Raw genomic sequence first — 19640 nt, forward strand, 5'->3', positions numbered from 1 at the left:
CTATACCCTTTATTGATTTATCTCAAACTAGCGCCCATTATCCAGAACAATTCACCTTTCTTATAGCCATCGACTTCTTTTTAACCACCAAAATACCGTAGCGATTAAGCAGGCGAGTAATAAACAAAAAGCACTAAAGGCAAACTTAAATTCATTACCGGGGATCCCCCCTAAGTTCACACCAAATAAACCAGTTAAAAATGTGGTTGGTAAAAATATCATCGCCATTAATGACATGGTATAGATTCGGCGATTCATCATTTCTGTCATCATATTCGTAATTTCATCAGACATAATGGCGGTACGTGCAATAAAACCATCTAAATCTTCAATACAGCGCCCTAATCGGTCTGAAATTTCTTGTAAACGACGTCTGTCGTTATCATCTAACCATAATAATTTTTCAGCAGTTAATCGAGAGAACATATCCCGCTGCGGCGCCATATAACGGCGCACGACAATAATCTGTTTACGCAGTAACGCTAATTCCCCGCGTTCAGGAATTTCGCCATGTAATATCACATCTTCCATTTCAATGAGACGTTCATGAAGAGAATCGGTGAAATCACTAATTTCATCGGTCATTGCATCTGTGACATCGGCAAGCCATTCACCGGTGCTCTGAGCACCGACGCCTTCTTTAAGATCATCAATAACAGAATCCAATGAGTGAACACGTCGGTGACGACATGAAACAATCAAACGGCTATTCATAAAGATACGAAAGGCCACCAATTGTTCAGGTCGCTGCCCTGCCGTGTTATTCAGAGTTTGTAATGTCAGCAGAACGCCATCACCAATACGCACCATCCGCATACGATTCATTTTACCCGTCAGTGACGATTTCACTTGGTCATTAAACAAATCAGTCTGTTGGATCCAGCTAGACGTCTCTTTATTTTTATAATCGTAATGCAGCCAAAATGGAGATTGCTGTGTTGCAGTGGCATTTAAATCGATTGGAAGAACACCACCGTCTCCATCTAACTGAAAGGCATGAACGGGGCTAGAGTGTTGAAATTGCGATCCATAGGTCGATACCATGCAATATCTCCTTAAATTGAAAAGTAAGGTATTTTTAGTTGATTAAAGGGAATATTGCAATGATTTCAATAACAAAATCAAAATACAAAGTTTAAGTAGGTGTTAAGCAAAGGAAAATAAAAACAGTAAAATAAGATGTTATGCAAAATTTATAGCCCAATGAAATTTCTCAATTTTTGCTAGAGAGATCCCATTTGATTGACACAAATTAGCAATAAAACCGCAAAGTTTTTTCCTATTATTAGCCCTGTAGTGTTTATTCCTTTTTGGTCCTCCTTCCGACTCTCCAGTGGAAGGAGTTTTTTTATTTTGGGTCTCCCAAAATTTAGCCAGCACATCTGCACTGGCTAAATATCATTCTAATGCTTAATCATATAGAAGCTATGGCTATATGCCACATCCTCTGGATTTTCAATCGGATAACCTTTTAACCACGGTTTAATCAAGCGCGCATTCGTATATTGATAGATTGGCGCAATTGGCGCTTCTTTTGCAATAATGGCTTCTGCTTGGTTGTAATACATATTACGCTGCGCATCATTCGTTTCAATACTGGCTGAAGTCATTAATGCGTCATATTGCGGATTACTAAACTTAGGAATATTGCCACTATGTTGAGAAGTTAGCAGTGATAAGAATGTCGATGGCTCATTAAAATCACCAATCCAAGAAGCACGGATCACATCAAAATTTCCGGTGTTACGGCTATCAATATAGGTTTTCCACTCTTGGTTAACTAATTTAACTTGTACCCCGAGTTTTTTCTTCCACATAGAAGCAATCGCAATGGCAATTTTTTGATGGTTTTCCGAGCTGTTATACAGCAACGTCAATTCCAAAGGATGCGTTTCACTGTACCCTGCCTGTTTCAATAACGCTTTGGCTTGTTGATCTAACTCTTTTTGTTTATGTGTCTGATATAGCCCTTTTTGTGGCTTAAAACCTGCTGTCACATCGGGTGTAAAATAATTAGCGGGTTTTTCCCCTGTCCCTAAGACTTTGCTAGCAATCAATTGGCGGTCAATTGCCATTGATAATGCCTGACGAACCCTGACATCATTGGTCGGCTCGCGCTGGGTATTAAATGCGTAGTAATATGTACCTAGTTGATCCGGAGTAAAAACTTCGTTAGGAATATCTTGTAATAATTTTTGATAGCGCTGCTTTGGAAAGGATTCCGTGATATCTAAATCCCCCGCCAAATAGCGGTTAGTCGCATGAGATTCTTGGTTGATGGGAACAAAAGTCACTTTAGTGATCACTGTATTTTTATGATCCCAATAGTGCGGATTTGGTGTTAATACGATTTTCTCGTTAACAACGCGGTCATTCAGCTCAAACGCCCCGTTTCCAACCAAATTACCGACTTTAATCCAATCTGCTCCATATTGTTCAATAGTTCCGCGATGAACCGGAAATAAGCTAAAATTTGCGGTTAATGACGGGAAATAAGGAACTGGCTTATTTAACACAATTTTCAATGTGTGTTTATCGACAGCTTCCACCCCTAACTGTTCTGGCGGCAACTTACCATCAATAATATCCTGCGCATTATTAATTCCTGCTAATGCTGCAAACCAAGCAAATGGCGATGTATTGGTTGGCGTGACTAAACGACGCCAGCTGTAAACGAAATCATCAGCGGTAACTGGCTCGCCATTCGACCATGACGCTTCAGGGCGTAACTGAAAAATCCAAGTGCGATTGTCATCGGTTTGCCAATTTAGTGCGACACCCGGTATCGGCTTCCCATGATTATCTTGATTAACTAAGCCTTCAAACAAATCACGCATCACTTGAGCTTCAGTCAGTCCAACAGATTTAATTGGGTCTAACGATGCTGGCTCATCTTTCAGATGGCGCACAACTTCTTGATTTTCGGATAAAACAGTACCAGCAGGGACCGTAGCACTGATAACCGATGTAGAAAGGAAAAGTGATGAAATGAATACAGCTAAAGAGGTCAATGAACGTTTATGCATATTATTATTTCTATCTATTAATCAAAAAGAGGATTACTCAGCGTTATTCGCTAAGCTTTGATGAATTAACCCATTACAAACTGCTAAATTGATATTTGACATGCCAAGGTATTAGCCGTGATAGGCGAATAACTCATTGACTTGATTGTCAGTTTAAAATTAGCTTTCGCTTCATCATATAACAAGTAAAACACGGCACAAAGCGCTCTTTTTATCGCGTTGAATATGGTATTTTAAGATGATACATAATAAAAAACATAAACTCTTAATAGGGCTTATTACTTGTATAATGCAGTGCAACCTTCTTACTTAGCACACCGAGAAAGCAACAATGCAATTCGGTCAATAATAGGATTTAAAAACAGAAAGTTAAGAATGTGAAATTACGTAATAATTTGATTTTAAAAATTATTTGATATTTTCATCTTCTGTAACTCAACCTATAAACGGGAGAAAAACGAATGTCACAGACAGTAAAACTCAAAGGCAATAGCATTTCACTTGCAGGTACTTTTTTACAAGCGGGCTCACAAGCTAAACCTTTCACTTTAGTCGCTAAAGATTTAAGTGAAGCAACCTTAGATACTTACCAAGGTAAGCGCAAAGTTCTGAATATTTTCCCAAGCGTAGATACCGGTGTTTGCGCCGCTTCTGTGCGTAAATTCAATCAATTAGCCAACGGTTTAGACAACACTGTTGTGTTATGTATCTCTGCTGACTTACCTTTTGCTCAAGCACGTTTTTGTGGTGCAGAAGGCTTAGACAATGTGGTGACATTATCTTCATTCCGTAGTGATTTTGCCCAAGATTACGGCGTTGAAATGACCACTGGACCATTAAAAGGTTTAACGGCTCGTTCTGTCGTTGTATTAGATGAGAACGACAAAGTGATTTACAGCCAATTAGTGCCTGAAATTACTGAAGAACCTGATTATGATAATGCGCTAAATAGCCTGAAATAATCTTAAATTATGATGAACCACAATCGCCGATGCTTTCGGTGATTGTGGCTTCATTTGATAGGGGTTGGGGTTATCAATCATGTTTTTAATCAACATAAGCCCAAAATAACGGTTTGTGGTTTTTCGCGTTGACCACGTTCGTAAAAATTATATTTTCTTTCATCATACTCACTAACGAGTGCGACAACGTACTTAATACCCGTTGAGCCTGCTCTTGGGTCACAGGGCAACAAGACGTAAGAATATCGATAATCAAATCCCGTGGTTTAACACCATTTTTGACTAACACATCCCACGTAAAACGATTTTTTTTCGCTAAATAGTTCGCAGCTGCCTTATTCATTAAATAAAGTTCTGCGGCGGTATTTGCGGATTCAAACATATCACCTTGATAGTGACATTTAGACATATATTCACGTAGCTTGAAATTGACAATAAAATTAATCGTAAATTGTTCCATTGCAACTCCTTAAAGGTATAAAACCCGCGTTGCTAATATTAATAATCAATGCACAACTTAAGCATTTTTTTATCGTTAATTTAAAAATTAAAGCGTTGCTCACCATTTTTATAGCAGAAAAAACAACCAATCCGCAATGATCGGGACGTCGTTTTACAATGAAAAATATGTAAATTTAGTTTAATCGAGTAAGCTCACTCAATTCTTTTAACTGATTTGAATGAGTGAGCTTATTTATCTGGTATGTTTTATTAATACTAGCTGAATGGATGTTAGTCAGGGAAATATCTTATTTCGAGCAAAGTCTCTTTATTATCTTGAATAAATTGGAGGTACGTTTCTCCCCCTGGAAAACTTTGCTCAATCTCTAATTTTTTGTCCCCGCTCCATCGATAAATAATCAATTGACAGTTATCATCTGAGCAAGTCACTTCTTTGTTCTTATTTGGTTCTAACTTAGCCTCTAAAAACTTTTTATCGTCACCAATCAGGTTACGATATTCTTGATAAGCGCTAAGTAGTGAGCTATTTGGGAAATGACACTGAGTTAGTGCGCCATTTTCATATACGTCTTCCATGGATTGCTCTGCATTTTTACAGAGTTTATCAATCAGCTTATTATTCGGTTTTTCTTGTGCAACAGCACCAATACTCACACTCATTAATACGCTAAGTAAACCCAATTTAAACCATTTTTTCATTATGTTAATCTTGCTCTTTCTTGGTACTTAGCCCGTATTCTCGCAATTTGTTGGCAATAGCGGTATGAGAAATATCTAAACGTTTAGCCAATTTACGCGTACTCGGATAATCACGATATAACCTCGCCAACACCGAGGCTTCATAGCGTTTGGTTATTTCATCCAGTGACCCATTTAATGTATCTAACGCAATCGCAGGCGCGTTAACTGCATCAGGAAGTTGGATATCACCAACATCCAGAATATCGCCATTAAATTGCGATAGCCCTTGGTATAACGCATTACGTAATTGTCTAACATTGCCCGGCCAATAATAGGCGCTGAGTGATTCAATTAATGCTGGTGAGATTTTTGGCTCATCAATATTTAATTCTTTGGCAAAATTAGACACAAAAACTTTCGTGAGCGGTTTAATATCCTCGCTACGCTCTCTTAATGGAGGGATCGTGAGCGTTATGACATTCAAGCGGTAATAGAGATCTTCACGGAATTTTTTCTGTTCCACTAGCTCAGGTAAATTTTTCTGTGTCGCACAAATCACACGTACATTGACTTTGACTTCATGCTCTTCGCCAACACGTCGGAATGTTCCGTCGTTCAGAAAACGTAATAGTTTAATTTGCATTTGAGGGGACATTTCAGCAATTTCATCCAGCAAGACAGTGCCGCCATTCGCTTGCTCAAAAAAGCCTTTTTTCCCTTCAACCGCATTTGGATAAGCCCCTGCTGCATAACCAAATAATTCACTTTCAACGACATCATCAGGCATAGAAGCACAGTTCAATCCTAAAAATGGCGCATTGCCACGAGCACTGTGCAAATGGCAGGCTTTTGCCAGAATATCTTTACCCGTTCCGGTTTCCCCGACAAGCAATAACGGCTCATCCAGCATCGCAACGCGCTTAGCACGCTCAACGACTTGGATCATCGCAGGACTGACCGCCACAATCTGGTTAAATCCACGGTTTTCAATATCAACTTCAGCCACTTGCTTACGTTGATTTTCAAGGATTGCCACGGATTTGAGTAAGATCACCGCCCCTGTGCAGTGAGATTTTCCATCTTCATCGGCGAGAATAATTGGCGTAACCTGCATTAAATAGTCACTGCCTTTGACCGAAATTCGTTCGGTGTATGGTTCTGGAGACTCACGTTCAAACCAACGATGTAAACCATGGTTTGGGATTAACTGAGAGAAGGATTTTTGTTTGATTTTAGTTTCATCAACCCCAAAAAGTTGCAAACTCATTGGGTTAACCAGCTCAACATTCAGTTTATTATCAATGGATAAAACGGGCTCAGGGAAGGAATTGAGTAAAGCCCACACTGCTTTATGCTCACGTTCGGAGGGCATAAAGTAGATGCGGCGAACATCAATTACCCCGTTTATACGGCGGATCTCTGCCATTAACGTACTGAAAACCTGAAAATCTACCGGTGCAAAATTCAGGTAAATTCGACGTTGAGCTGAAATTTCAATGCCTTTTAAGTCAATGTTTTGTAGGACTAAAAGATCAAGTAATTCACGCGTTAAACCGATTCGGTCTTGGCAGGTCACTTCGAGGCGCATGATGAAACCTTTTGTAGAGAACATAATTGCTAATATTTTAGCGTTAAACAGGCCAGTAATACAGAGCCGTGTCACATATTGTTGACACTCGTCTAGTTTCTAATAAATATCAGCAGCATTTCTTTCTTTAACTCGAGGATTGTAGATTAATTCGACAGGGAATTGCCCTTTTAGACATGACTAGCAGGATGGTCAAAACTGTCAACTCATCCTGCCAGCAAAATTTACAGCTTATGGATTCTCTTTTTTTGAGGGAATGGCATTTTTCAGTTGGCCAATTAATTGACGGCGAAAATCACCTAATTTTGGTTTGTCTTCTATCCAAGGTAATGGACGGCACAGCTCCATCGCCTTAATACCTAATCGAGCAGTCAGAAGCCCAGCACCAATTCCTTGTGCAGCGCGTGTCGACAACCGTGCAGTAATATCCTGAGATAGCCAATCCATTCCGACTTCACGAATAAGCTCAGAAGCGCCAGCAAATGCAATATTAATCAGCACCATACGGAATAATCGGATCCGACTATAGTAGCCCAATTCGATACCATAAATGGCGGCAATACGGTTGATTAAACGAATGTTTCGCCACGCAATAAATGCCATATCGACAATGGCCAATGGACTAACCGCTATCATCAAGGCTGACTCTGCCGACGAACGACTGATCTCTTTACGCGCTTGCTCATCAAGGATCGGTTGTACTAATTTGCTATACAGTTCAATAACCTCGCGGTCATTATGCGAATCGTGAACCGTGGCTTGCCAGCTTTGAATTGCAGGGTGTTGCATCGGTAATGCAGACTGTTTGGCGAGCTTTTCACAAAATGCTTTACCCTGCCCCATGCCGTGGCTATGAAGCAATTCACGTGCAAAATCACGCTCCTCTGCACGTTCTCTGAGCCGATACAAGCGACGCCATTCACCAATGACTGAACCCACACCAGCGACTACAATTAAGCCCCCCGCCGCTGCGGTGCCTAACGCTGTCCAGTCTTGAGTTATCCATGATTGATGGATCCAAAGACCTAATTGCGCGACAACGCTCACTCCAAAAATGCCTGCGGCAGCACCAACTAACTTACGCCAGAAACTGCGTTTAGGTTTTAAGGCTTCATTGATGAGACTTTCAACTTCACCATCTTGGCTATCTTGTTCTTCTTGTATATCGACCGGTACAAATTTTTCAAACGCTTTTTCATCAAAAGTTTGCGCTTGTTTTAATGGTTCCATAGTCGGCTTGTCGGCCTTATCGGCAAAGTCCACACGCTGTTTTAGAGGTTCACTCATTTCAGTTTATCTCCTAACAAAAATTCCAGAGCACTGTCCATGCGAATATGTGGCAACGGTTGATCTAACGGCGTTGGCCGAGGGCGGAAATTTTCAAATTGAAAGCCTTGCTGCTGCCAAAACTGTTCATTAGGCAAGCGTTTTGGGACATCACCAGGATAGAACGTTAAGGGCTGCCCATCGCTGAGTCGCTCACCTTTTAAAGCCGGTAATTTTTCCCCCTTGTAGTCCACAATGCCGCTTTCGGTTGCTTGAATAGAAGCCAGACCCACACAGTCCATGCTGATCCCTTCAAATGCCGCATTTTGCCATGCATCTTGGACTAATTGCTGCAATAACGAGACCAAATTTGCATGTTGGTCTGGCGTTACATGATCCGATTTACTGGCGGCAAAGAGTAGCTTATCGATGCATGGAGAAAACATGCGTCTGAGCAATGTGCGTTTTCCATAATGAAAGCTGCGCATTAGCTGGGTTAGCGCCATTCGCATATCGTTGAAGGCGTCTGCACCGCTATTTAAAGGCTGCAAACAGTCCACCAGCACAATTTGTCGATCAAAACGCTGGAAATGATCCTTATAAAACCCTTTCACCACATGGTCACAATAGTATTGATAGCGACGCTGTAATGCGCCGATATTAGTGTTTTTATCTGCTTGCGCTAACTGTTTTTCACCATATTTTTCGATATTTGGCCATGGGAAGAATTGTAATGCAGGTGCTCCCGCTAACTCTCCGGGTAAAACAAATCGCCCAGGCTGAATAAAATGCTGCCCTTGTTGCTTACATTCATGTAGATATGCAGTGTAAGCATTCGAAATTTCAGCCAATAGATTTTCATCGACGGGAGCTAATGGGTCACATTTTTGGCAGAGCTGTAGCCATTCATTAGCGAGCTCCCCACGCTTACCTTTAAGTAGCACTTTCATTTGGCTAGACCAGGTTAAATAGTTCAGATCTAGCATTGGTAAATCCAGTAGCCACTCCCCCGGATAATCGACAATTTCTAAGTACAGGGAGGAGTTATCGACAAAATGTCGAACAAACGAATCATTCGAACGGTAATGAATTTTTAAGCGAATTTCGCTCACGCCACGGGTAGGCGTTGGCCATTGGGGCGGGTCGCCATAAAGCGATGCAATTCCCTCATCATAAGCAAAACGCGGAATTGACATATCGCGCTGTGGAATGCGTTTTACCCCTAGAATTCGTTTATCTCTTGCCGCCGAAAATAGCGGAAGACGCGCTCCCGTGGTGGTGTTAAGAAGTTGGTTAACGAGAGAAGTGATGAATGCGGTTTTGCCACTGCGGCTTAGTCCAGTGACAGCAAGCCTTACATGGCGGTCAACGCTACGGTTCATTAAGTCCGTTAATTCATTTTGTAGCCGTTTCATAATGCTCCTAGTTCTCGCTCTCCCAATAAAAATATAAAGGGAATACAGTCATTAAACTCTATTCCCATTTATGTGATGGTGCAAATCAGTTGTTATAGATGACGAAACTTGCTGTTAACGGTATAAGTGTCCGAGGTGACATAGCGCTCCATTTGGCGCAGTTTCATTTCCCCAGCTTGTAGCTGAGCATCAATTTGGTTTAATAGTGTTGTCACTTCTGGTCCGATATCCTGCTCGCTTCGGTAACCGCTTGGCGCAGCTTCCACAAAGAAACACATCACCACATAGACAATCAAGGTCAATCCAAAACTCATAAACAGGGCAAGTACAGCCAATGCTCTGACCAAAGCAACCGGTAACTCTAAATATTCAGCGAGACCGGAACAAACACCACCAAAAACACGTTTATCCGTTAAGCGATATAACTTGCGGTTGCGAAAATTAGTCATTATTTTTGCCTCCAATTTGGGTGCTCGGCATCTAAAATATCTTCCAGTGTTTTGATACGTTGCTGCATACGCGACGACTGCTCTGCCAATTGCATCAAACGTTGTACTTCATTTTCAGTAAGCTGACTTCCCTGCCCATTGTTTTTCTTACCATAATGGAGCCACAACCAAATCGGCAGAACAAAAATGACAAAGATGATTAATACGAGAGACAGTAAAACGTAGCCCATCACATTTCCTTATTTATGGTTATTTAGCCTAGCGCACTGGCGCAATGAAATCACTGCGCCTTGCGTGTTGAATATTATTCGTCTTTATTGATTTTAGCTTTAAGCGCGGCTAACTGGGCACTAATTTCGTCATCTGCTTTTAACTCAGCAAATTGCTGTTCTAAAGAGCGTTGTTTACCAATACCGTAGCTTTGCGCTTCGCCTTCCATATGGTCAATGCGACGTTCGAACTGTTCAAAACGCGCCATTGCTTCATCCAGTTTACCACTATCTAACTGGCGACGAACATTACGGCTTGATTGTGCCGCTTCTAAACGTACGGTCATTGATTGCTGTTTTGCACGCGTTTCTTGCAGTTTATTTTCTAATTCCGTGATTTCGCCTTTTAAGCGAGTCAGTGTTTCATCAACAATAATCAGTTCATGCTTTAGTGTATCGACCATGGCACTGACTTTTTGCTTTTCAATTAATGCAGCGCGAGCTAAATCTTCTTTATCTTTGATTAATGCCAGTTCCGCTTTTTCTTGCCATTCTGCAATTTGTTTTTCGCCCATTTCGACGCGGCGCTCTAAACTTTTTTTCTCAGCTAGAGTACGTGCTGAGGTGGAGCGGATTTCCACTAACATGTCTTCCATTTCCTGAATCATCAGGCGGATCATTTTCTGCGGATCTTCAGCTTTATCAAGCAGTGAAGCGATGTTGGCATTAATGATGTCGGCAAAACGTGAAAAAATACCCATAATTTATATCCTCTTGATGGATGTTATCTTTCTGTAGAGCCTCAACCCGATGTTGGCGTCCAACCAATACGTGATGCTCCATGAATATAAAATTGAAATTATTAAACCGATAATTATTTCAACCTCTATCTATTACAACTCTAAGATAGCAAGTGGCGTGCCAACTTTATTAAAAAATACATAACCAATTAATAAATAAAAAAAATATTATTTTAATGTCTATCGATGGTTATTTATACTATAGTTAGCAATAGGTAAAATTAACCAATATTTGGTAAAAATAACCATGACAGAGACTAATAATACTATTCTTGGTGTATCGAGTAATTTCCTCGATGTCCTAGAACGTGCTTCTGAGCTTGCCAAGCTAAATAAACCTGTACTTGTTATTGGCGAACGAGGAACAGGTAAAGAGCTAATCGCGGATCGCCTTCACTATCTATCTCCCCGCTGGCAAGAGCCTTTTATCTCCTTAAATTGCAGCGGACTCAATGAGAACTTGCTGGATTCTGAATTATTTGGACATGAAGCAGGTTCTTTTACCGGAGCGCAGAAACGCCATCAAGGTCGCTTTGAACGTGCAGATAAAGGTACGCTATTCCTTGATGAGCTGGCAACCGCACCGATGTCCGTGCAAGAAAAACTTTTGCGTGTCATTGAGTATGGTGAATTAGAGCGTGTGGGAGGAAGTCAGTCATTAAAAGTGGATGTTCGCTTGGTCTGTGCCACTAACGCCAATCTTCCTGAATTGGCTCGCCAAGGGCTTTTTCGCGCTGACCTACTCGACAGAATTGCCTTTGAAGTGCTACGCATGCCGCCATTACGTGAACGTGTTCCTGATATTTTGTTATTGGCTGAGCACTTTGCCATTGGCATGGTACGTGAGCTAAAACGTGCTTATTTCACTGGATTTTCTGACAAAGCCCAGCAAATACTGATGCGATATTCTTGGCCGGGTAATATTCGTGAATTGAAAAATGTCGTCGAGCGATCAGTTTATCGACATGGTGAAAGTGACTTACCGGTGGATACGATTATTTTAGATCCCTTTGGTGAGAAGCTAGCAGAGCTTCATGAGATGCCAGCGGCGCCATCAGAAAGCCCCAAATTGGCACCCGTTTTTCCTTTTGACTTACGCCAATGGCAACTGGAGTCAGAAAAACAGTATGTGGAAGAGGCGCTACGCCAAGCTAATTTTAATCAACGCAAAGCGGCCCAATGCCTATCGCTGAGCTATGACCAATTTAGAGGATTGATAAAGAAACATCAAATTAGCTTGGAAAGCTGATTTTTACGCAAAAAAAAGCCAGCACCCGAGCTGGCTATATAACTAAAACACTGAAAGCAATAAAACACTGGAAGCAATGTGAGCAATGTCATGCCTTGTCTGCTAAAACTAAGCACTCAAGAGACTGAGTTAATGATAATAGTTATTAGTATCATTTGTAAAGCATTTTAATGCGATTATTTCTCATTAAGATTAAATTAAAAATAATAATAACCATTACAATTAGATAGGGCCTTATTGATTCTCATTTACACTTCAAAAGCTTCGCACCCCTCGGCAGTATGAACAAAATATAACCACAAATTTTGCTTATACCCTGTTACCCTATTTTTACGCTACAATAAGGCAATTCAGGTCAACGATATTAGCTCTATGCGCCTTTTAACTCTTTGGTTTTTATTTACTGTTTCTCTTTCTGCATTGGCAGAGCAAACAGACATAAGCTACAAAGACACCATTGCCAATGATGTCCCGGCCGATATTCGCCAAAATGGCTTTATTTACTGCGTCAATGGCATTGTCACCACATTTAACCCACAACTCGCCAGTAGCGGGTTAATTATTGATCCCCTAGGTGCACAACTGTATGACCGCTTACTGGATGTTGACCCCTTTACGTATCGCCTGATCCCAGAGTTGGCTTCCCGCTGGGAAGTTTTAGATAATGGCGCAACCTATCGGTTATATCTGAGAAAAGACGTCAAATTTCAAACCACACCTTGGTTTACACCAACGCGCAATATGAATGCCGATGATGTGGTATTCAGTTTTTCTCGCATGTTTGAAACCAGCAATCCTTACCATTTCATTAATGGCGGGCGCTACCCCTATTTTGACAGCCTGCAATTTGCGAGCAGCGTCGAAAGTATTAAAAAACTGAATAACTACACGGTGGAGTTTCGATTAAAATCCCCGGATGCCTCATTTTTATGGCATTTGGCGACTCACTACGCGCCCGTTTTATCTGCAGAATATGCGGATGAGCTTTCTGCTAGCAATCGCCAAGAAATGATAGATTGGCGCCCTGTCGGCACCGGCCCATTCTCTTTTGATGATTACCAAGCTGGGCAGTTTGTCCGTTTATTGCGTAATAAAGATTACTGGAAAGGTGAACCACGCATGGAAGAAGTGGTGGTAGATATGGGCGCGGGGGGTACCGGACGTATTTCTAAGCTACTCACTGGTGAGTGCGATGTCCTCGCGTACCCAGCCGCAAGTCAGTTAAAAGTGCTACGTGATGACCCTCGCCTACGTATTTCAATGCGTTCGGGAATGAATATCGCATATCTTGCGTTTAATACCAGCAAGCCGCCTCTCGACCAACTCAAGGTTCGCCAAGCGATTTCTTATGCAATTAATAATGAGCGACTCATGCAGTCCATTTATTATGGTACCGCAGAGACGGCGTCATCGATTCTCCCCCGTGCATCTTGGGCGTTTGATAACCAAACAAAAATAACCGATTACAATCCTGAGCTTGCTAAACAAATGTTGCAAGAAATGGGGCTAGAAAAATTAAAATTGGAATTATGGGTTCCTGTCGCATCCCAATCTTATAACCCTAGCCCATTGAAAATGGCGGAATTAATCCAAGCTGACCTCGCTCAAGTGGGTATCGTCATGAGCATCCGTTCAGTGGAAGGTCGCTTCCAAGAAAATCAATTAATGGATCGCTCCCACGATATGACACTAGCGGGCTGGACAACAGACAGTAATGACCCAGATAGTTTTTTCCGCCCACTGCTCAGTTGTGCCGCCATTGGCTCACAAACCAACTTAAGCCATTGGTGTGATTCTAAATTTGATGACGTTTTGCATAAAGCCTTACTAACGCAAGAGCTGGCAGACCGTATTGATTACTACCATCAAGCACAACAAATTCTCGCAGAAGAACTGCCTATATTGCCATTAGCTTACTCGCTGCGTTTACAAGCTTATCGTTTTGACATGAAAGGATTGGTGATCAGCGCGTTCGGCAATACTTCATTTGCTGGTGTTTATCGCGAAATGCAGGAACCGAAAAAAGCACCACCTCGGCAGCAGGAGCCGCAGCCATGATCATCTACTCACTGAGACGATTTCTGCTATTACTGGTGACGGTCTTCTTTTTGTCGCTAGTCAGTTTCAGCTTAAGCTATTTCACGCCTAATGCGCCTCTTAGCGGCGCATCACTCATTGATGCGTATATCTTCTATTTTGATGGCTTACTGCATTTCGATTTCGGCGTCTCTAGCATTAATGGAGAGCCTATCACCGAGCAACTAAAAGACACATTCCCTGCCACTATGGAACTGTGCATTCTCGCCTTTTTATTTGCGTTGTTTGTCGGGATCCCGCTAGGAATGATTGCCTCATTCTGGCGAAACAAACCCGTTGATATTGCAATTAGCACATTCGCCCTACTGGGTTTTTCCGTGCCTGTATTCGTTTTAGCGTTAGTACTAACCCTATTTTTCTCGCTTCACTTAGGATGGCTCCCCGTTTCCGGGCGAATCGACCTGCTTTATAACCTGAAGCCAGTGACAGGCTTTGCCCTTGTGGATGCGTGGCTTTCGGATTCGCCATACCGTAAAGATATGATCATCAACGTGTTAGAACATATGATCCTGCCAGTACTCACACTCGCATTAGCGCCAACCACAGAGGTCATTCGCTTAGTCCGGATTAGTACGGATGAGGTTGCTAGCAGTAACTACGTCAAAGCCGCAGCCACTCGTGGACTTTCTCGCTTTAAAATTATTCGCCGCCATATTTTTCATAACGCAATACCGCCAATTATCCCGAAATTGGGGCTACAATTCTCCACGATGCTAACATTAACCATGGTGACAGAATTAGTGTTTAACTGGCCGGGATTAGGCCGTTGGTTGGTTACTGCTATCCGCCAAGGAGATTACTCAGCGATTTCTGCAGGCGTGATGTTAATTGGCGCATTGGTGATCACCGTGAACGTGTTATCCGATATTTTAGGCGCAATGATGGACCCGTTAAAACATAAGGATTGGTATGTCCTCAGATAATTTTTATCGTGAACAGAAAATGCCATCCCCGACACGGGTGGTGTGGAATATTTTCTCCTCCGACATACTAGCAATGATCGGCTTTTTTGGGGTGATTTTTTTAATCGTCCTCTGTTTTGCTGGCCCTTATTTAGCACCTTATGCCATCGACCAACAATTTTTGGGCTACCAAATTACCCCCCCATCATGGTCACACTATGGTGAAGTGGCTTTCTTCTTTGGTACGGACGATTTAGGTCGTGATATTTTAAGTCGTCTCTTGATTGGTACTAAATCCACATTCGGCTCAGCCCTGTTGGTCACTGCGATTGCGACGATAATCGGCTTAGTGTTGGGTTGTCTTGCGGGCATGACCCGCGGACTGAAATCCGCTGTGTTTAACCACGTTCTGGATACCTTGCTATCGATCCCTTCCCTACTACTGGCGATTATCGTAGTGGCATTTATGGGTGCCAGTTTAACCAATGCGATGCTTGCGATTTGCCTCGCGCTGATCCCTCGTATGGTGCGTACCATCTACGTTGCCGTGCACGATGAGCTAGACAAAGAGTATATTGTGGCGGCTCGTTTAGATGGCGCTTCAAACATCTTTATTTTGTGGTACACCGTACTGCCAAACATTACCCCTATTTTGGTCACTGAATTAACCCGTGCTCTCTCCATTGCAATTTTGGATATTGCAGCATTAGGCTTTTTAGATTTAGGGGCACAACTCCCATCATCTGAATGGGGCGCTATGCTAGGCGATACGTTAGAATTGATTTATGTGGCACCGTGGACAGTCATTTTGCCCGGTGTTGCGATTATGTCGAGTGTCTTATTTGTGAACTTACTGGGTGATGGACTGCACCGAGCGATTAATTCGGGGGTGGAATAATGCCATTACTTGATATTCGTAATTTAACCATTGAATTTATGACGGCTAACGGCCCCGTCAAAGCCGTTGACCGTGTTTCCATGACCTTATCTGAAGGTGAGGTTCGTGGCTTAGTGGGTGAATCGGGTTCCGGTAAAAGCCTAATTGCGAAAGCCATTTGTGGGATCACCAAAGATAATATCCGCGTAACTGCGGACCGCTTTCGCTTCCAAGATATTGACCTCTTAAAGCTAAGTCCACGCAAGCGTCGTCGCCTGATTGGCCATAATATTTCGATGATTTTCCAAGAGCCACAATCCTGTCTTGACCCTGCGGCCGATATTGGGAAACAGCTTATCCAATCAATCCCCGGCTGGACATACAAAGGGCGCTGGTGGCAGCGCTTTAATTGGCGAAAACGCCGAGCAATTGAATTATTGCATCGTGTGGGTATCAAAGATCACAAAGATATCATGCACAGTTATCCGTACGAACTGACGGATGGTGAATGCCAAAAAGTCATGATCGCCATTGCGATTGCCAATCAGCCTCGCTTGTTGATTGCGGATGAGCCGACCAACGCGATGGAATCCACCACGCAGGCTCAAATTTTCCGTTTATTAGATAAATTAAACCAAAACAATAACATGGGAATTTTGCTGATCAGCCACGACATGGAAATGATGTCTAAATTGGTTGATCGAATTAATGTCCTGTATTGTGGCCAGACTGTAGAGAGCGCCACACCGAATGATATTTTACAGCGACCTCGACACCCTTATACGCAAGCATTAATTCGCTCTATTCCTGATTTTGAAAGTCCGATCCCCCATAAAGGTCGTTTAAATACACTCCCTGGGGCTATTCCTTCATTGGAACACTTACCAATTGGCTGTCGTTTGGGTCCTCGTTGCCCTTACGCGCAACGAACCTGTATCGATGCACCACCACTGCGCAGCATTAAAGGACACCTAGTTGCTTGTCATTATCCACTGAATACCGAGGAACAACCCTAATGGAAACGTTACTTGAGGTACGTAACCTGACAAAAACGTTCCGTTTTCGTGAAGGGTTATTTCGTCGCCATGAATTACAAGCCGTCAAGCCGTTAAGTTTCAACCTACAAGCAGGGCAGACGTTAGCCATCATCGGCGCTAACGGCTCAGGAAAATCCACCTTGGCTCGCATGTTGTCTGGGGTGACGGAGCCTTCTGGTGGAGAGATTTTAATCCGTGGTCAACGGCTAAGTTTTGGCGATTATAGCTACCGAAGCCAACGTATTCGCATGATATTTCAGGATCCAAGTACTTCCTTAAATCCGCGCCAGCGTATTGGGCAAACCCTTGAATTACCCTTAAAACTGAATACTAACCTTACCGGTATTGAACGGGAAAGACGTATTATCCAGACATTACGCCAAGTAGGATTACTGGCCGATCACGCAGAATATTACCCACACATGCTAGCATCAGGTCAAAAACAACGGATCGCCCTCGCCCGTGCGTTAATTCTGCAACCAGAAATTATCGTGGCTGATGAAGCGCTTGCCTCGCTGGATATGTCGATGCGCTCGCAGATAATCAACTTAATGCTCGATTTGCAAGCTAAGCAAGATATCGCTTATATTTACGTCACCCAACATTTAGGCATGATGAAGCATATTAGTGACAAAATGCTCGTAATGGATAAAGGCGAAGTCGTTGAGCGAGGAAATACAGCGGAGGTTTTAGCGGCTCCACTTCATGACGTGACGCGTCGTCTGATTGAAAGTCACTTTGGAGAGCCATTATCCATTGATGCGTGGCGACAAGATTTGTAATGACCAAAAGACGGGGGAAATAACCTCCGTCTTTAACAAACTGTTTGTTGCTAGCGCGCTATGGATACACAACTTTTTATGTGTTTGAGGTGCACCACAATCGTGAACGTCACAATCACCAGTAACGACCATGCCCCCCATTTCCCTGCATGTACCATCGACCATGCTCCGATTTGATTTGGATATTGCCAAACACCAAAGAACGTTCCGAAGTTTTCCGCCAGCCAAATGAAAAATCCTATCAGCATAAATGCAAGCAATAGCGGCATTTTACGTTCTTTATCTAACGGGGTATAAAACACCACGCTGCGGGCATACAAACCAAATATAAATGCCGTTAAGTACCAACGATAATCATCAATATAGTGATGGCTAAAAAAGTTAATATAAATGGCTAAAGCCACTAATGTCGCCATCCAATAAGGTGGATAATGTTCAACCCTGACATTAAAAAAACGCCAGGATTGAATGATATAGCTACCAACTGCCGCATACATAAACCCCGTGAACAGAGGAACTCCCCAAAGTTTGGTGTACGCCTCATCAGGATATTGCCATGAACCAATTGTCGCTGAGGTTTTAAATAATTCCATCATAAAACCCACTAAATGGAATACACAAATGGCTTTTAGCTCATCCCATGTTTCTAATTTTGACCATACCAAAAACGCTTGAAAAGAGACTGCGAAAATCAGTAAAACATCATAACGAGGAATACCTAGAATCCCTTTCGCTGGCACTAGGAATAAAGCCAAAAAGAAGAAACCAGCAAACAGACAAGAACGAGCATTAATTAAACCAAAAAACCAAAATTCAAGAATAAAGCGTTTTAATCCTTTACTACTATTCGGTTTATGAGCCATTAAGATGGCATCTAGCTTGGTTAAGTAATTAAGATTGTGAAAAATGGATGCCATTTTGACAGCTCATAAAATGTGGCTAAGGATTGAGAGAATAGCTCAATGTGAGGCAAAATTATAACAAAACCCTCTCAGATACCTATCCCGTAACATTCTTAATTTTAATGGAATATCAATTAAATAGATAATTCCCCTGAAAAATACTCGTCTCCCGTAATCTTGCCATACATTAGAGTGATTTTAGATATTGGGAGCTGCCCCGCATCCTTTGGCAATTCTCTTTTTAAATCTAGTGTATACTTGAAAGAACAATAATGATGACCATTCTATGACTTAGGAGTTTTATGATGAAATTGTATTACGCTCCCGGTGCCTGCTCACTTTCTCCTCATATTATTCTGCGTGAAGCAGGATTAGATTTCAGTATTGTTCGTGTTAACTTAAAAGAGAAAATCACAGAAACGGGTGAAAACTTCTTAGAAATTACCCCTAAAGGTCAAGTTCCTACTCTCGTTTTAGATGATGATGAGCAATTAACTGAAGGTGCTGTGATTGTTCAATATATTGCAGATCAAAACCCAAATAGAAACTTAATTGCCCTGCCAGGTTCAATGAAGCGCTACCATCAGTTAGAAGCGTTAAACTTCATTTCTACTGAACTACATAAGAATTTTGGCCCATTATTTGCGCCAAATACCCCTGAAGAATATAAAGATGTTGTTCGCGCAAATTTACTGAAAAAATTCCAGTATGTGAATGATGTTCTGAAAAATCAGCCTTATTTTGTCGCTAAAAGTGATTTCTGTGTTGCTGATGCGTATTTGTTTACCGTCACCAACTGGACTCGTTTAGTTGGCGTTGATATCAGCGCATTGAGCCATCTGAACGAATATTGTGAGAAGATTGCGAAGCGCCCAAAAGTACAAGAGGCATTAGAAGCGGAAGGGTTACTGAAAAAGTAATCTATTGTATGAAATG

The 19640-nt window shown here is 42.1% G+C and carries 19 protein-coding genes; 8 read left to right on the forward strand and 11 right to left on the reverse strand.

Going from position 1 to position 19640, the window contains the following annotated elements; translation table 11 throughout:
- Positions 1-60: 60 nt before the first annotated feature.
- Together zntB and PR799_RS01670 are read right to left on the reverse strand one after the other, a co-directional pair.
- On the reverse strand, positions 61-1044 hold the full coding sequence (gene zntB / locus PR799_RS01665) for a zinc transporter ZntB (protein ID WP_272521116.1): 984 nt from the start codon (positions 1042-1044) through the stop codon (positions 61-63).
- A 359-nt stretch (positions 1045-1403) separates the two neighbouring features.
- Entirely contained in the window at positions 1404-3026 is a 1623-nt protein-coding gene (locus PR799_RS01670) for a peptide ABC transporter substrate-binding protein (protein WP_154627963.1), read from the reverse strand.
- 461 nt (positions 3027-3487) lie between these two features.
- Between PR799_RS01670 and tpx the strand changes: the two genes are divergently transcribed.
- Positions 3488-3988 carry a thiol peroxidase gene (gene tpx / locus PR799_RS01675; protein WP_272521117.1) on the forward strand — a complete coding sequence of 167 codons (501 nt, stop codon included), beginning with the start codon at positions 3488-3490 and terminating at the stop codon, positions 3986-3988.
- Between the two features lie 85 nt (positions 3989-4073).
- Here tpx and PR799_RS01680 read toward each other — a convergent pair whose 3' ends face one another.
- The 8 genes from PR799_RS01680 to pspA form a co-directional block, all read right to left on the reverse strand.
- Positions 4074-4448 carry an ATP-binding protein gene (locus PR799_RS01680; protein ID WP_154603980.1) on the reverse strand — a complete coding sequence of 125 codons (375 nt, stop codon included), beginning with the start codon at positions 4446-4448 and terminating at the stop codon, positions 4074-4076.
- A gap of 272 nt (positions 4449-4720) precedes the next feature.
- Positions 4721-5149 (reverse strand): hypothetical protein, encoded by a 429-nt coding sequence (locus PR799_RS01685; RefSeq protein WP_272521118.1) that lies wholly within the window; start codon positions 5147-5149, stop codon positions 4721-4723.
- Positions 5150-5153: 4 nt separating this feature from the next.
- The gene (gene tyrR, locus PR799_RS01690) at positions 5154-6719 is read right to left on the reverse strand and encodes a transcriptional regulator TyrR (RefSeq protein ID WP_154627959.1); all 1566 of its coding nucleotides are present in this window, start codon (positions 6717-6719) and stop codon (positions 5154-5156) included.
- 231 nt (positions 6720-6950) lie between these two features.
- On the reverse strand, positions 6951-8006 hold the full coding sequence (locus PR799_RS01695; RefSeq protein WP_224060915.1) for a YcjF family protein: 1056 nt from the start codon (positions 8004-8006) through the stop codon (positions 6951-6953).
- Positions 8003-9400 carry a YcjX family protein gene (locus PR799_RS01700; RefSeq protein WP_272521119.1) on the reverse strand — a complete coding sequence of 466 codons (1398 nt, stop codon included), beginning with the start codon at positions 9398-9400 and terminating at the stop codon, positions 8003-8005. The genes PR799_RS01695 and PR799_RS01700 overlap by 4 nt, the downstream gene beginning before the upstream one ends.
- Before the next feature lie 92 nt (positions 9401-9492).
- Positions 9493-9849, reverse strand: coding sequence for an envelope stress response membrane protein PspC (gene pspC, locus PR799_RS01705; protein WP_154603985.1), 357 nt, complete (start codon positions 9847-9849; stop codon positions 9493-9495).
- Entirely contained in the window at positions 9849-10079 is a 231-nt protein-coding gene (gene pspB / locus PR799_RS01710; RefSeq protein WP_006660057.1) for an envelope stress response membrane protein PspB, read from the reverse strand. The genes pspC and pspB overlap by 1 nt, the downstream gene beginning before the upstream one ends.
- A gap of 74 nt (positions 10080-10153) precedes the next feature.
- Positions 10154-10819: a phage shock protein PspA gene (gene pspA, locus PR799_RS01715; RefSeq protein ID WP_006660058.1), complete on the reverse strand. Its 666-nt coding sequence runs from the start codon at positions 10817-10819 to the stop codon at positions 10154-10156.
- Positions 10820-11105: 286 nt separating this feature from the next.
- Here pspA and pspF point away from each other — a divergent pair, with 286 nt between their 5' ends.
- The 6 genes from pspF (at position 11106) to sapF (ending at position 17802) form a co-directional block, all read left to right on the forward strand.
- Complete coding sequence (pspF, locus tag PR799_RS01720) at positions 11106-12107, forward strand: phage shock protein operon transcriptional activator (protein ID WP_154627956.1); 1002 nt, start codon at positions 11106-11108, stop codon at positions 12105-12107.
- A 372-nt stretch (positions 12108-12479) separates the two neighbouring features.
- Positions 12480-14165: an ABC transporter substrate-binding protein SapA gene (gene sapA, locus PR799_RS01725; RefSeq protein WP_272521121.1), complete on the forward strand. Its 1686-nt coding sequence runs from the start codon at positions 12480-12482 to the stop codon at positions 14163-14165.
- Positions 14162-15127: a putrescine export ABC transporter permease SapB gene (gene sapB, locus PR799_RS01730; RefSeq protein WP_154603989.1), complete on the forward strand. Its 966-nt coding sequence runs from the start codon at positions 14162-14164 to the stop codon at positions 15125-15127. The genes sapA and sapB overlap by 4 nt, the downstream gene beginning before the upstream one ends.
- Positions 15114-16004 (forward strand): putrescine export ABC transporter permease SapC, encoded by an 891-nt coding sequence (gene sapC, locus PR799_RS01735; RefSeq protein WP_036953488.1) that lies wholly within the window; start codon positions 15114-15116, stop codon positions 16002-16004. Before sapB ends, sapC begins: the two co-directional genes overlap by 14 nt.
- Complete coding sequence (gene sapD / locus PR799_RS01740) at positions 16004-16999, forward strand: putrescine export ABC transporter ATP-binding protein SapD (RefSeq protein ID WP_036953491.1); 996 nt, start codon at positions 16004-16006, stop codon at positions 16997-16999. Before sapC ends, sapD begins: the two co-directional genes overlap by 1 nt.
- Entirely contained in the window at positions 16999-17802 is an 804-nt protein-coding gene (gene sapF, locus PR799_RS01745; protein WP_154603991.1) for a putrescine export ABC transporter ATP-binding protein SapF, read from the forward strand. The genes sapD and sapF overlap by 1 nt, the downstream gene beginning before the upstream one ends.
- Before the next feature lie 50 nt (positions 17803-17852).
- Here sapF and PR799_RS01750 read toward each other — a convergent pair whose 3' ends face one another.
- Entirely contained in the window at positions 17853-18719 is an 867-nt protein-coding gene (locus tag PR799_RS01750; protein WP_272521122.1) for a DUF817 domain-containing protein, read from the reverse strand.
- Between the two features lie 290 nt (positions 18720-19009).
- Here PR799_RS01750 and gstA point away from each other — a divergent pair, with 290 nt between their 5' ends.
- A complete protein-coding gene (gene gstA / locus PR799_RS01755) occupies positions 19010-19624 on the forward strand; it encodes a glutathione transferase GstA (protein WP_272521212.1) in 615 nt (204 codons plus the stop codon).
- Positions 19625-19640 lie beyond the last annotated feature (16 nt).

The organism is Providencia sp. PROV202 (assembly GCF_028479565.1).
Classification (GTDB): Bacteria; Pseudomonadota; Gammaproteobacteria; order Enterobacterales; family Enterobacteriaceae; genus Providencia; species Providencia zhijiangensis.

What these genes read in the sequence shown, in the direction of transcription:
- PR799_RS01670 (WP_154627963.1), bottom strand. Translation starts at nt 3,026, where the DNA reads ATGCATAAACGTTCATTGACCTCTTTAGCTGTATTCATTTCATCACTT.
- PR799_RS01680 (WP_154603980.1), bottom strand. Translation starts at nt 4,448, where the DNA reads ATGGAACAATTTACGATTAATTTTATTGTCAATTTCAAGCTACGTGAA.
- PR799_RS01750 (WP_272521122.1), bottom strand. Translation starts at nt 18,719, where the DNA reads ATGGCATCCATTTTTCACAATCTTAATTACTTAACCAAGCTAGATGCC.
- tpx (WP_272521117.1), top strand. Translation starts at nt 3,488, where the DNA reads ATGTCACAGACAGTAAAACTCAAAGGCAATAGCATTTCACTTGCAGGT.
- sapF (WP_154603991.1), top strand. Translation starts at nt 16,999, where the DNA reads ATGGAAACGTTACTTGAGGTACGTAACCTGACAAAAACGTTCCGTTTT.
- pspA (WP_006660058.1), bottom strand. Translation starts at nt 10,819, where the DNA reads ATGGGTATTTTTTCACGTTTTGCCGACATCATTAATGCCAACATCGCT.
- sapD (WP_036953491.1), top strand. Translation starts at nt 16,004, where the DNA reads ATGCCATTACTTGATATTCGTAATTTAACCATTGAATTTATGACGGCT.
- PR799_RS01695 (WP_224060915.1), bottom strand. Translation starts at nt 8,006, where the DNA reads ATGAGTGAACCTCTAAAACAGCGTGTGGACTTTGCCGATAAGGCCGAC.
- PR799_RS01685 (WP_272521118.1), bottom strand. Translation starts at nt 5,149, where the DNA reads ATGAAAAAATGGTTTAAATTGGGTTTACTTAGCGTATTAATGAGTGTG.
- tyrR (WP_154627959.1), bottom strand. Translation starts at nt 6,719, where the DNA reads ATGCGCCTCGAAGTGACCTGCCAAGACCGAATCGGTTTAACGCGTGAA.
- sapC (WP_036953488.1), top strand. Translation starts at nt 15,114, where the DNA reads ATGTCCTCAGATAATTTTTATCGTGAACAGAAAATGCCATCCCCGACA.
- sapB (WP_154603989.1), top strand. Translation starts at nt 14,162, where the DNA reads ATGATCATCTACTCACTGAGACGATTTCTGCTATTACTGGTGACGGTC.
- pspF (WP_154627956.1), top strand. Translation starts at nt 11,106, where the DNA reads ATGACAGAGACTAATAATACTATTCTTGGTGTATCGAGTAATTTCCTC.
- zntB (WP_272521116.1), bottom strand. Translation starts at nt 1,044, where the DNA reads ATGGTATCGACCTATGGATCGCAATTTCAACACTCTAGCCCCGTTCAT.
- gstA (WP_272521212.1), top strand. Translation starts at nt 19,010, where the DNA reads ATGAAATTGTATTACGCTCCCGGTGCCTGCTCACTTTCTCCTCATATT.
- pspB (WP_006660057.1), bottom strand. Translation starts at nt 10,079, where the DNA reads ATGGGCTACGTTTTACTGTCTCTCGTATTAATCATCTTTGTCATTTTT.
- PR799_RS01700 (WP_272521119.1), bottom strand. Translation starts at nt 9,400, where the DNA reads ATGAAACGGCTACAAAATGAATTAACGGACTTAATGAACCGTAGCGTT.
- sapA (WP_272521121.1), top strand. Translation starts at nt 12,480, where the DNA reads ATGCGCCTTTTAACTCTTTGGTTTTTATTTACTGTTTCTCTTTCTGCA.
- pspC (WP_154603985.1), bottom strand. Translation starts at nt 9,849, where the DNA reads ATGACTAATTTTCGCAACCGCAAGTTATATCGCTTAACGGATAAACGT.